This is a genomic window from Affinundibacterium flavidum, from assembly GCF_014284175.1.
Lineage (GTDB): Bacteria > Pseudomonadota > Gammaproteobacteria > Burkholderiales > Burkholderiaceae_D > Undibacterium > Undibacterium flavidum.
Genome location: NZ_JACOGA010000007.1, coordinates 43,607 through 55,328, shown reverse-complemented (window position 1 = coordinate 55,328; position 11,722 = coordinate 43,607). Strand labels below are relative to the sequence as shown.

11 protein-coding genes are annotated in these 11,722 nt (G+C 43.2%); 1 reads left to right on the top strand and 10 read right to left on the bottom strand.

Translation table 11 applies throughout. The annotated features are described in order from the left end of the window. Positions 1-43: 43 nt before the first annotated feature. The 10 genes from H8K55_RS08775 to H8K55_RS08730 form a co-directional block, all read right to left on the bottom strand. Positions 44-1,027, bottom strand: a complete 984-nt coding sequence (locus H8K55_RS08775; protein WP_186941718.1) for a hypothetical protein — start codon at positions 1,025-1,027, stop codon at positions 44-46. Between the two features lie 305 nt (positions 1,028-1,332). Further along, on the bottom strand, positions 1,333-1,581 hold the full coding sequence (locus H8K55_RS08770) for a hypothetical protein (RefSeq protein ID WP_186941717.1): 249 nt from the start codon (positions 1,579-1,581) through the stop codon (positions 1,333-1,335). Between the two features lie 122 nt (positions 1,582-1,703). Next, on the bottom strand, positions 1,704-2,315 hold the full coding sequence (locus H8K55_RS08765; protein WP_186941716.1) for a hypothetical protein: 612 nt from the start codon (positions 2,313-2,315) through the stop codon (positions 1,704-1,706). Positions 2,316-2,375: 60 nt separating this feature from the next. Beyond that, positions 2,376-3,764 (bottom strand): hypothetical protein, encoded by a 1,389-nt coding sequence (locus tag H8K55_RS08760; protein WP_186941715.1) that lies wholly within the window; start codon positions 3,762-3,764, stop codon positions 2,376-2,378. A 103-nt stretch (positions 3,765-3,867) separates the two neighbouring features. After that, positions 3,868-4,347: a CC0125/CC1285 family lipoprotein gene (locus tag H8K55_RS08755; protein ID WP_186941714.1), complete on the bottom strand. Its 480-nt coding sequence runs from the start codon at positions 4,345-4,347 to the stop codon at positions 3,868-3,870. A 283-nt stretch (positions 4,348-4,630) separates the two neighbouring features. Further along, positions 4,631-5,167, bottom strand: coding sequence for a DUF4124 domain-containing protein (locus H8K55_RS08750; RefSeq protein WP_186941713.1), 537 nt, complete (start codon positions 5,165-5,167; stop codon positions 4,631-4,633). 49 nt (positions 5,168-5,216) lie between these two features. After that, a complete protein-coding gene (locus H8K55_RS08745; protein ID WP_186941712.1) occupies positions 5,217-6,647 on the bottom strand; it encodes an HlyD family type I secretion periplasmic adaptor subunit in 1,431 nt (476 codons plus the stop codon). A gap of 70 nt (positions 6,648-6,717) precedes the next feature. After that, positions 6,718-8,874: a peptidase domain-containing ABC transporter gene (locus tag H8K55_RS08740; RefSeq protein ID WP_186941711.1), complete on the bottom strand. Its 2,157-nt coding sequence runs from the start codon at positions 8,872-8,874 to the stop codon at positions 6,718-6,720. A gap of 234 nt (positions 8,875-9,108) precedes the next feature. After that, the gene (locus H8K55_RS08735; RefSeq protein WP_186941710.1) at positions 9,109-9,786 is read right to left on the bottom strand and encodes a phage tail protein; all 678 of its coding nucleotides are present in this window, start codon (positions 9,784-9,786) and stop codon (positions 9,109-9,111) included. 363 nt (positions 9,787-10,149) lie between these two features. Further along, the gene (locus tag H8K55_RS08730) at positions 10,150-10,863 is read right to left on the bottom strand and encodes an aspartyl/asparaginyl beta-hydroxylase domain-containing protein (protein WP_186941709.1); all 714 of its coding nucleotides are present in this window, start codon (positions 10,861-10,863) and stop codon (positions 10,150-10,152) included. A gap of 391 nt (positions 10,864-11,254) precedes the next feature. Here H8K55_RS08730 and H8K55_RS08725 point away from each other — a divergent pair, with 391 nt between their 5' ends. Beyond that, complete coding sequence (locus H8K55_RS08725) at positions 11,255-11,572, top strand: DUF6916 family protein (RefSeq protein ID WP_186941708.1); 318 nt, start codon at positions 11,255-11,257, stop codon at positions 11,570-11,572. Positions 11,573-11,722 lie beyond the last annotated feature (150 nt).

Below are 11,722 nucleotides of genomic sequence, written 5' to 3'. Positions count from 1 at the left end.
TCTATCCCTTTCCATTCAATAATCTTAGTAAATTTTGGATTGATTATTTTTTCAATCCAAGCGCCTGCTTCGCCAGCTCCTGAATGTCGTCACCAGCACGCGCATCTAACTCGGCAACTTTGCGAGTAAATGAATTTGGCAGATAAATAACGTGTTCAAAATCACCAAGTTTGCGTTTCTGCGTATACGGAATTTTGTCGTTCACTGGACGGAAAGCGATCAGCAGATTAACTACATTTCCACCTTCAGTTTTTATGTCTTTAGTGGTTCGAGTAATACTATCGAACGCCATAAAATCTACACCGTCAAATAAATCTCTAAAGAAACTCTTGTTATAAATCTCACTCAATTGAATCATAGCTCTATCTTTACTCAACACATATAGCCCCACTTGAGTTCTCTGAAAAATACGTTTAACTCCTGGCTTTGGATTTTGCTTGTATTTTTTCACTACCTTATCCATTTCATCTTGAGTGCTCGAAATTAGTCGCGCACTGGGTAAGGAATCAATCGTATAAAAAGGAAGGTCATTTTCTTTTGGTAACCTGACCTCACCTTTGATATAAATCTCAAATCGCAAAGACCTTGCTTTATTACACACTTCAACTCGATCTCCCCATCCACAAATCTCTTCGTCTTGCTCTTCACGGATTTTGACCGCTACAGCCTCTGCACCTTTTAATTCGGGATCAATAAAAGCTTCTGGCATACAATATCTTCTAGCGAACTCTGGCGTAACCACCCATATCCAAGGATCCTTGGTATAACGCACACGTCCCAATCTTGGGCCGTTGTAATAACCACTAGGGCAACTACGATAACTCTGTTCCAATTTTTGTCGCTCTTTAACTTCACTTAACTTCGTATCCACTTCAACAGCTTTAGAGCTACTGATTTTTTGTAGCGATTGTGCATGCGAACTTAAACTCAGTATCACAAAACAAACAAAAATCAAATTCAAAGAAAATCGCATACAGCCAACCAAACGGCTTCGCTTCACCATATTTTTCAACAAATTCCATTTCATTTTTATTTCCTCAATCTCAAAATCTAAAATCCGTTTAATCCAATTTTTCCACCACGCCGCTTACTTAACTACTTCGCGAATCTTTCTCAATTGCCCCTAATCATCTTTCAAGATAAACACAGCCAGAATCAACGCTTGACCGTAAAACTCATCTCAACTTTATTCGCACCTAGGACATCATGTGCACTCGTATTATTACCGGTACCATATACCCCTTTAGTGAAGGGCAAATATTTCATGGCTTTTTGGTAATCCATGCCAATCTATTCCTTTCCATTCAATAATCTTAGTAAATTTTGGATTGATTATTTTTTCAATCCAAGCGCCCGCTTCGCCAGCTCCTGAATGTCGTCGCCAGCATGTGCATCTAACTCCGCGACTTTCCGAGAAAATTGATTTGGCAGATAAATTACATGCTCAAAATCACCAAGTTTGCGTTGTTGTGCAAATGGAATTTTGTCGTTCACTGAGCGAAAAGCGATTGCCAACCTCAAATTATTCTGATCAGAAGTTTTCACTTTTTTGAACACGCCCGTAATACTATCGAATGACATAAAATCAATTCCATCAAATATATCTCTAAAAAAACTTTCGTTATAAAGTGCGCTCAACTGAACCGTAGTTTTATCTTCAGATAACATATACAAGCCGACTTGAGATATTTTAAAGATAGGCTTCACGCCAGGTTTTGGATTTTGTTGATTTTTTCCCGGATCTTTTCCAAATCATGCTGACTATTTGAAACTAAAAATCTACTAGGCAAAATTGCTGGCATGTAATATGAAAGATCATTTTCTTTCGGTAACTTAACCTCACCTTTGACATAAATCTCGAACCGTAACGACCTTGCTTTATTGCAGACTTCAACTCGATCACCCCATCCGCAAATCTCCTCATCTTGTTCTTCACGAACCTTGACCGCAACTGCCTCTACGCCTTTTAATTCGGGATCGATGAAAGCTTCTGGCATACAATACTTGGCCGCAAATTCAGGTGTCACCACCCATATCCAGGGATCCTTGGTGTAACGTACACGTCCCAATCGTGGGCCGTTGTGGTAACCACTAGGGCAACTACGATAACTCTGTTCTAGTTTTTGTCGCTGTTCAATTTCACTCAACTTTGCATCCGCTCCGACAGCTTTAGAACTATCGATTTTTTGTAGAGTTTGTGCGTACGAGCTTAAACTCAGCATCACAAAGCAAACAAAAATCGAATTCAAAGAAAATCTCGTATCGCCAACCAAAGGGGTTCTCTTCATCATATTTTTCAACAAATTCCATTTCATTTTTATTTCCATAATCTCAAAATCAAAAATCTGTTTAATCCGATTTTTCCAGCACTTCGCTTACTCTTTGCGGAACTCTAAATTTTCCAAAAGTAAATTTGGAAAAGCTTTAAGCAATCCCTCCATGCCAAGCGCTGCCCAATACAAAGCGATATCGCTAGGAATGATTTCTTGTCTCGCTTTGACAGGGATTTTTTCCCAAGCTTTTAATATTCGCTGCGATTCATTGACTGCTGAGAAAGTGCCCATAAAATTGCATATCCAGATCGCTCGAAACTCCCATGACTCATTTTCCAATTCTTGAATTCGATTATCTTCACCCTGTAGCCATTCCAATACATCTCGATTATTTTGCTCCAAGAAATAAGGCCCTAAAAACGCCTTAAGATTTTCATAAAACCTACCCTCTACACCTAATTCCACCCTGTGGACAGTTTCCGATCTACTTCCCAATGGACTGCTACCGGGAATGCAACGTCTTATTTCACAAAATCTGTGTCCCAAACCACTCTGCAAAAACGCCTTGAGCGCTTGTATTTGTCTCAGTGTAGGCAACTCTTGAGCTTCCTTTGGTAATACCTCCATCGTATGACTTTCAACATAAATGGTATTGGTCGCCCTATCATAATTGAGATCACTATTTCCAAATTTTGCATGCACTTCTAAAATGGAGCCAAGTAAGCCAGTCTTGGGATCAAAACTGTAGTACCGTGCATTCAAATCCTCGCTATGAATTGTGGAAAAAAGAATGACTTCATAACCTCGACTTTTTGCCAATAGAAAGCTCGGACAAATACGATAATTATCCGAATGCATATTCATATTTTTTCGAATATTTGATCGTTTGCATTTCTGCTCCCACTCAACATCTTTGGTCTGATAAAACCTTGACTCGTTGGCAGGTAGATCTCTTTCTTGTGGAAATTCGAAGGTCTCTATGTCGTCAAAATATTTGCTAAACACAAGTTCCCCCTTCTTTCGCGTCATCAACAACTTATGAGGTGTCCCAGAAAAAAAGTGTGGATCAGTTTTATAGACCCCCATACTCTCCCTAATATCTTCTAACCAATGAAAAATAGAAAAATCGACGTCTCCAACCACGATTCTTTGAATGGCAAAGCGCTCAAATTTACGCATATCAACTTCAGGCTTTAATACACGCAATTGTGCAGCGGCCAATTGCCAATCTGCATCGGCAGATTTCCCATCACCCAGAAGAATTTCGCTCATTTGCAGTCGCCATTCTGGCGACTTTCTCATTTGTTTTTTACTCAAATAGGTATCACTTCGATTTGATTTTTCAGTACCATTGTTCGAAGGTGATGGCACAGGTTTCTGAGCAAAAACACCCATACTCATGGTCATTGCGATTAACAAGACCGATGCCAGCAAAAGCCACTGAACATGTTCACGAACTTTAGCATTCGATGCTAATTTTTTTTGATTCATTAATATTTTCTCCTTCAAACTTCGAAAGTAAATTTAGACACTCATAATTGAAAGATTATTCTTAACTACTATTACTCCTGGTGCAGCTACTACGAGATACGATTTATTTTTTAACATCAATCAATTTCACATCAATCATTCTCTTCAACTCAGAAGCCACAAACGCATCACCAGGCTTAAAGACTCCCAAACCAACCAAATCATAAGTGGCAAGTTGATCCGCCGTTTCTGGTAATATTCTTTCCGCTGCAGGTGGATCAATAAACTGCACAGTACATTTTGCGATCTTGCTAGTTCCTACGGAATATTCTTTTAACACCAACAATTTAAAACTAAAATAGCCACGCTCTGTCGCCATTTCTGCCGCTCTATATAAAGAAAAATTCAACACCTTACTGAAGTTCCAAGGTTGACTTACCATGTATTGAATCTCGACCGTATCGTCACTGATGACTTTACTGCTGTAGCCATCCATACCCGAAAATTCCGACTTCTGATACACAGTGGCACATCCTCCGGTACCGACTATCAATGCCAACGCAGCCACTGCGCTTACGAAACGATTTACTCTTACGGTCTTCATTTTTTACCCTCTTTACCATGGCTATTAATTAGATTTCTTTTTTACCTTTGAACTACTATTTACTCAACGCCCCCGCCCAGCCTCATTCATCGCCTTCTGCACGGGAGACAACAAATACGCCAACACACTACGCCTACCCTGATTAATCTCCTCCACAATTTGCATCCCAACATTGAACTGATATTCCTTACCTTGACACCACTACCGAGTATTCATCGTATCTTTGATTTTTCACGTCCAATCAAATTACATGGGTGTTGAATTGTTCGCAGATTTTTCAACACTACTGCCCATAAATGTATCCCCTAGGAATATTATCCACCGTGCCACTAAACACTTTATTCTTCGATGTCGGCTTGATCGCTTCGCATCGATCATCCTGAGGTGATTGAGTTTTGATCGTGCATGAAATTTCGACGTTTGGACATGACTTACTTATTTGCGCTATCAAACCTGTAGCCTTACTATCACCTAGCTTCCCCTCTTGACGAGGAACGCGCGCGTACTCTTTCGCATAAGCGATACACTGATTGATGGCTTCTACAGGAAGCCCAAATTTAGCATCTATTTCGCCTCCTTTCTTTTTAATATCAGGGGCAGCTTTCTTGCTGGATTCTGATGTTTTTGGTACGTCCGTTGAATAGCCATTACTATTTGCTGCTACACGTACGGACTCACTCTTAGCCGGAGCGTTCATTGCATCTCCGTAATGGACTTTACCGTCTTTATCTGTCCACTTTTTCACTTGTTGCGCGTGAGTTGGCGACAATACTACAAACGCTACCAACATCACTGCGACTACATAATTTAATTTGGTCATTAACGCTCTCCGTTCTTTAAAATATTCAACTTAATACGATTAACTAAATCTATCTCTCCCGCCCCGCTTCATTCACAGCCTTCTGCACAGGGGACAATAAATATTCCAAGACACTACGCCGTCCCTGATTGATCTCTGCCACGATTTGCATACCCGCATTGAGCTGATGTTTCTTGCCTTGTGCATCGATCAAACTCTGTTGATCCAACTGAATGCGTGCTTTGTAGGTGGCTGTCACGCTGGCATTGTTTTCATTCGCACCTGAAACATTTGAGTTGTTAGCTGCTGCGTTGGGTTTGTTGACTTCCGTGGCATCGGCACTGAGATGAGTCAGCTTGCCACTTAGCATGCCGAAGCGTTGAAACGGATAAGTCGCGACTTTGATTTGCACAATTTGTCCGACTTCGACAAAGCCAATGTCTTCATTTTTAATACTGACGTCGGCATACAGTTGTTCGCCTTTGGGAACGAGCGTCATGACGACACTGCCGGGTTGTACTACTGCACCAACCGTGGTGGTGGCGATGTCTTTGATGGTGCCGTCTTGGGGGGCTTTGAGTTCCATTAAGCCTTGTTTGTAATTGCTCTTATCAAGTGTGGGTTGGAGTTGTCCGATCTTTTGTTGAAGGTCGGCGAGTTCTTTTTGTAACTCGGATTGATAGGTACTTTTGATTTGGGCGAGGCGTTTTTGTTGGGCATTGATGGTGGCGTTAAGTGCAGCGACTGTAGCTTGTTGGGCGTCGAGGTTCTTTTGTGTTTCTATGGCGGCGCGCTGTTTTTCTGCACTTTGTGAATTGGCGACGATGCCTTCTTTTTCTAGCTCGGTATAGGCGTCAGCAGTTTTTTTGTGAGAAGGTAAAATTTGTTCGTATTTACTTAAAATCTCTAGCGCGCTTTTACGTTCGTGTTCGGCTTTTTGAAGTAGAGAGAGTTCTTGATCGAGATTATCGCGTAAGGTTTTTCTGTGTGCTAAGTATTGGTTATGGATTTGATTGAAGAGAGCGTTGTCGTCGCCTGCTTTGCTTTGCATAGCTTGATCATTGAGTTCAGCTTGTAGTCGGCGCACTTGCATTTGTTGGGTGTGCAGGTCATTGCTGATGCTGCTTTGATCGGCGTTGGCTAAGGTGGTATCCAAGCGTGCGATGACTTGGCCTGCTTTAACGCTGTCGCCTTCATTGACTAAGAGTTCTTTAATGATGCCGGATTCAGCGGGTTGCACGATTTTGACTAGCGTTTGCGGGACTAATTTACCTTCGCTACTGGCAATGATGTCGAGCTTGCCAAAGGCTGCCCAGATGATGAGGATAAAGACTAGTATCGAGACCGACCAAAGGACAATGCGACCTGTTTGGCTGGGGGGATTGTTTTGAATAAGTTGTAGCGGGTCGTGCCAGCGCGTGGGTGGGTGTAGTTGGATGACTTGGGCGCTTGGTGTTGCTGGCGTTTCTGGTGCTGGGTTGTTGGTATTTGCTTGATTCATTTTTTGCTGTATTGATTCTTGTGTTTGTTGTGCTCTTTGCGTCTATCTGCGTGGCGATTCATTCGCTGCACTATGGATTGCTGCCAACCGCTGGCGCTAATGCGACGCGTTGAGCACCTTGTTCACCTAGTCTGTACACGGCATCAACATGTAAACCTTTGGGTAGGCCGTGCGTAATAAAGAGCATGGTGACCTTGCCGTGCAGGCTGTTGATGGTTTGCGCGAAGTGTTCTGCCGTGTGGGTATCTAAAGCACTGGTGGCTTCGTCGAAGACTAAGATGCTAGGACGTTTGAGTAGGGCTCGGGCGATGGCGATGCGTTGTTTTTGTCCACCCGATAAACCTGCACCGCGTTCGCCGATTTCGGTTTGGTAGCCTTTCGGGAGTGCTTCTATGGTTTGATGGATCTCGGCCATTTTGCAGGCGGCAGCGATTTGTTCGAAACTGGCGTCTGGGCTGGCCATCTGTAGATTGTCGTAAATCGTTCCTGAGAACAAGGTCGTCTCTTGGGGCACAACACCAAAATGACTGCGTAATTCATTGGCGGACAAATAGCGAATATCAACACCGTCGACCAGGATGCGTCCAGCAGTGGGTTGGTAGAAGCCTTGTAGTAGTTTGGCGAGCGTGCTTTTGCCACAACCGGATGGTCCCATGATGCCGATGGTTTGACCTGGTTCTACTGTCAGGCTGAGATTGTCATAGACCAAGGGTAATTCTTCGGCGTATTTGAAGGCAATTTGTTCTATCTGAACTTTTCCACTCTTTTTACCATCACGGCTTGGCACCATGGAATAAGGCTCTGTCGGCGCATTCATCAAATCACCTAAACGATCCACCGATAAACGGGCTTGTTGAAACTGCTGCCATAAACCGACTAAGCGCAACATGGGTTGTGATAAACGTCCTGAGAACATTTGAAAAGCGACCAGCATCCCGATGGTGAACTCGGTGCTGTGCATGACGGTGTAGGCACCTATCGCGAGGATAAGCAAGGTCATGATTTGCTCTAGCAGATTGGAGATGGTGTTATAGGTATTGGCGAGTTGTTTGGTGTCGAAACCAGCTTGCAGATAGCTGGCTAGATAGCCGCTGTATTTGCTATTCAATTGGGGTTCTAGTTGCAGTGATTTGACCGTTTCTAAGCCGACGATGTATTCGGTCATGAAGGCTTGATTGCGGGCACCGAGTTGAAATTGTTGTTGTAACTTGGCTTGAAACATCGGTGCCACGATGGCGCTGAGCGTCACGATTACCGCGAGTATGGCTAACACGATCAAGGTCAAGGTCACGCTGTAATAGAACATGATCGCCACGAAGATCAATAAGAACGGCAGATCGAGAATGATCGTCACCGCAGCACTGGCGATGAATTCTCGTATGGTTTCTACACCGTGCATACGGGCAGCAATCACACCGGTGGAACGGTGCTGAAAGTACAGTGGGGGAAGTTTAAACAGACGTTCAAATACGGCAGAACCTAGAACAGCATCGACCCGATTGCCAGTGTGCAGCACTAAGTATTGTCGCAACCATGATAAACCTGCAGAGAAGATCATAAATACCAACATGCCAATGGCAATCACGATCAGGGTGCTTTGAGTGCGATGAACGACGACTTTGTCGATGATGGCTTGGGTGAATAATGGTGTTGCTAGTGCGATGAGTTGAATGACTAAGGAGGCCAGAAGAATTTCTTGCCAGAGTTTTTTGTGTTTTAAGAGCTCGGGGATAAACCAGCTAAAACCAAATCGTCGCGCTTGACGTTCTTGTTCTGCACTGTCGGCATCGATGCCTGGATCGATCTTTGGGGTGACACGGGTGATTTGACCTGTATAGCGTAATTGAAATTGCTCTAGCGTGATGGTTTGTGGAGCACTGTCGGTTTGTTCTACCACCAACACGTGCGTGCCATCGGCTTGCAAGATTAAGGCCGGTGAGATGAGATTGGCTGAACTAGCTTCCGTACAGCTATCAAGTTCTGACGACATCGGCGCACGACACCAGGCAATGAGCGGAAAGGATTCTTGGTGCAGTTTTTTGGCAGCGCATTTGTGGGTGCTGGCTGATAAACCCGTTTCGTCCAAAGCATGATGCAAGGCCTGATTACTATAAGGCGCTGCGCATTGCTGTTGCGCGAGTTCTAAGGAAAATGGCTTACGGTGTAGGGCACAGAGGCCTTGTAGTGCCCAAAAGAAGGACGTCTGATTTAGTTCTTGATAATTCATTGCTATGATGTCCGTTACAACTAGTTACATTTGTTTGCGTGACGTTATAGCATTGTCATTTTTTATCAATAACAATATAGCATTATCTAGAAAATATTTTAAAAGTATTAATATTCGCTACGTTTTTTTCATAAAGTGCTACTTCAATACCTTAAGCTTTCCTAAAAATTGGGGATAAAAATTAAAAAAGCCGATGTCGTAAAACATCGGCTTTTTCTCAAAATTCCCGCGGAATTAATTTCTTGACGGGAAAATTCCTTCCATCGCGATAATGTAATTCAGACCAAGGTAAGGTTGCATCACCGATACTACACTGGAACTAGAGAATGGCGCCGTCACTGGTGCACCACTACCAGTATTTTGTGTTGCGACCGTACCGCTACCGGTCACAGAAGTAGTAACACCACCCAGATTAACCGGATTTGTTGGAGCAGTTCCTGCTGGCAGATAAATCGCCGCACCATTTGCACCGGCGCCTGTTATGGTCAAGCCTCCGTTATTGGCAACGGCAGGCAAACCACCAGATGCTGTTGTTCCTACTGTAATTTGTGTCGATGCATTAAACGGATTGAAACTGACAGTAGCAGGATGATTATGTGCAGGTAAATTTGCAGTATTAAGTGTAAATGACACATTCCCGTTCGCGATCGCGGTGACGTTATTGGCGCCAGCTTTTTCGCCTTGACCCACATTCGCAATGCCAGGACCTTGTCCTTGCGAGCCCACCACCACGCGCCCGCGCAAGTCAGGGAGAGCGAAAGTATTTTGCCCATCGCCGCCGTACATTGTCCCTAACAAAGCAAACATCGCTGAATTTTGAGCAATCGAAATAATTTGTCCATTACAAAACAACCAGCCGCGTGGTGGATAATTAAACGCCACCGGCAATACTGTTCCCATAAATGCTTCCATTTCATCTCCTTAGTGTTTGTGATGTTACAAAAAAAGCGCTTTGCGCAAATGATTTAGAAATTACACAAAACTGACATCGACATCGTTGTTTTCGCATCGCCGTACAATCGTATTGTCTTTAACTCTGCACCTAACCAGTCAGCGCAATTTTGCGTAAGTCCTATGATTGCCATTAACTTCTAAAAATACAAGTAAAAACATCAATTTATTTTATGTCTTTTTATATAAAAAAGATATTTTTAAATTGACTTTAAATACCGATGTGATTTTTAGTAATGCTTACTAAGCAATTGATATGCCAGCTTTTTCTGGAAATGAATGACGAGGAAACTTTGGGTGAATATGTGATACCACTCAAGAGACTCAGGAGAGAATGGTGTTAGCAGCAATAGCTTCGAGTTCGTTCGCCAATGTCAGTGCAGAAGCTTGACTGCTGCGACGCAAAGCTGCAATCACATCGGCCACATTGGCATCGTTAATATTTGGATCAGGATAACGCGGTGCGGCGGGAGCAACCCATCCCGCGTCTAGAAATAATTGATGCAACCAATCATTGCTGATGCAATCGAGCATTAGATGAACACGTGCCTGAGGACTGTGATTACGCACGCCGTGCAAGCAATTCGCGTTCAGATACCAGGTATCTCCTGCCGAAAAATGCACATCCGTTCCGTCCAAACGAAACAATACTTGTGATGTAGTTTGAATCGGAATATGCAGACGCGTGATGCCATCCTCAAAAGAAGTTCCCTGATCTCGATGTTCTTTGATTTCCCCCCCGGCTTCCAGTGACATCAACCGTATCGATGTCTTCTCGCAGGCAAATTGTGCGATCACATACTGAAAATACGGACATTGCCGCAATATCTCGGTGTCTTGAAAATTAGCATTGTCCAGCGGCAGAATATGATCGTCACGCCCATCAACCGAGCGCAAAGGAATGCAAGACCATTCTTTCTCATAATCACGGGTATTGAAATGACGTATCCAGTTGGTTTCAGCAGCGCGGGCAAGATCTTTCTGAAGCAGCTGTACATCAAATGACATTGGTAATTTTAAATGTGTTGCGGATGACATTAATCTCTATTCCTTCTTAAAAAACACTTAAGCGACATACAATGTCTACACTACGGATGCTCACGATACGGATGTCTGCACTACACTGCTTGCACAAATATGCCGACATCCATTGCAGCGACAGCATTTAACAGTACACGCTAATTTTATGCCATAGAAAACTGTCAAGACAGCAGCTAAGTAATTTTCAGAGCCTATGGGTCTTTAAATCGCTCAGAGAAATTAATATAACGACGCGCGGCTCAATGGTCACGAAGAAAATAAAAAGCATTCTTTCTACAAAGATGGCACAGGTCTTGCAAAACGCATAGGAAATGTCTCACAATAAATATCATTACAGCATATTTTTGTTACTATCCATAAAATTAAGCTCAGACCACAAGGATGTTTTATGTCACTTACGTTTACACAAGCACAGCAAATCCTCAATACCAGTTTTATCGCACATACCTCGGTCGGTACCGTCGAACTTCGCTTGATTGAAGCCAGTGAACTTCCAGGACGCGGTATCCCGACTGAATTCCGCATGCCTATGGTATTAATTTTCTCCGCACCTGCTTCGCCTGTACTAACTCAAGACAATTATCACATCGATCATCCGCAACTAGGAAGGCAATATTGGGCCATGTCTCCGGTACAGCCACCACGCAATCCTCCGGTGACCGTCAACAATGAGCCACTCTTGTTTTATCAAGTCCTATTTAATTAAGTAGACGACATTCGCGACAGGAAATCAACTCACATTCCTCATGCTGCCATGTAAATTACATGTAAGGATCTTCTTCAAGATCTGAAACATCCTATCCTTTTACATACATCTTGATTTCTGTTTTGAGCAGCGCTCACACCACTGATGAGA

Bases quoted from the DNA above. Each gene is read 5' to 3' on its own strand.
- H8K55_RS08725 (WP_186941708.1), top strand. From the start codon at position 11,255: ATGTCACTTACGTTTACACAAGCACAGCAAATCCTCAATACCAGTTTT.
- H8K55_RS08740 (WP_186941711.1), bottom strand. From the start codon at position 8,874: ATGAATTATCAAGAACTAAATCAGACGTCCTTCTTTTGGGCACTACAA.
- H8K55_RS08765 (WP_186941716.1), bottom strand. From the start codon at position 2,315: ATGAAATGGAATTTGTTGAAAAATATGATGAAGAGAACCCCTTTGGTT.
- H8K55_RS08730 (WP_186941709.1), bottom strand. From the start codon at position 10,863: ATGTCATCCGCAACACATTTAAAATTACCAATGTCATTTGATGTACAG.
- H8K55_RS08760 (WP_186941715.1), bottom strand. From the start codon at position 3,764: ATGAATCAAAAAAAATTAGCATCGAATGCTAAAGTTCGTGAACATGTT.
- H8K55_RS08750 (WP_186941713.1), bottom strand. From the start codon at position 5,167: ATGACCAAATTAAATTATGTAGTCGCAGTGATGTTGGTAGCGTTTGTA.
- H8K55_RS08745 (WP_186941712.1), bottom strand. From the start codon at position 6,647: ATGAATCAAGCAAATACCAACAACCCAGCACCAGAAACGCCAGCAACA.
- H8K55_RS08770 (WP_186941717.1), bottom strand. From the start codon at position 1,581: ATGTCATTCGATAGTATTACGGGCGTGTTCAAAAAAGTGAAAACTTCT.
- H8K55_RS08755 (WP_186941714.1), bottom strand. From the start codon at position 4,347: ATGAAGACCGTAAGAGTAAATCGTTTCGTAAGCGCAGTGGCTGCGTTG.
- H8K55_RS08775 (WP_186941718.1), bottom strand. From the start codon at position 1,027: ATGAAATGGAATTTGTTGAAAAATATGGTGAAGCGAAGCCGTTTGGTT.
- H8K55_RS08735 (WP_186941710.1), bottom strand. From the start codon at position 9,786: ATGGAAGCATTTATGGGAACAGTATTGCCGGTGGCGTTTAATTATCCA.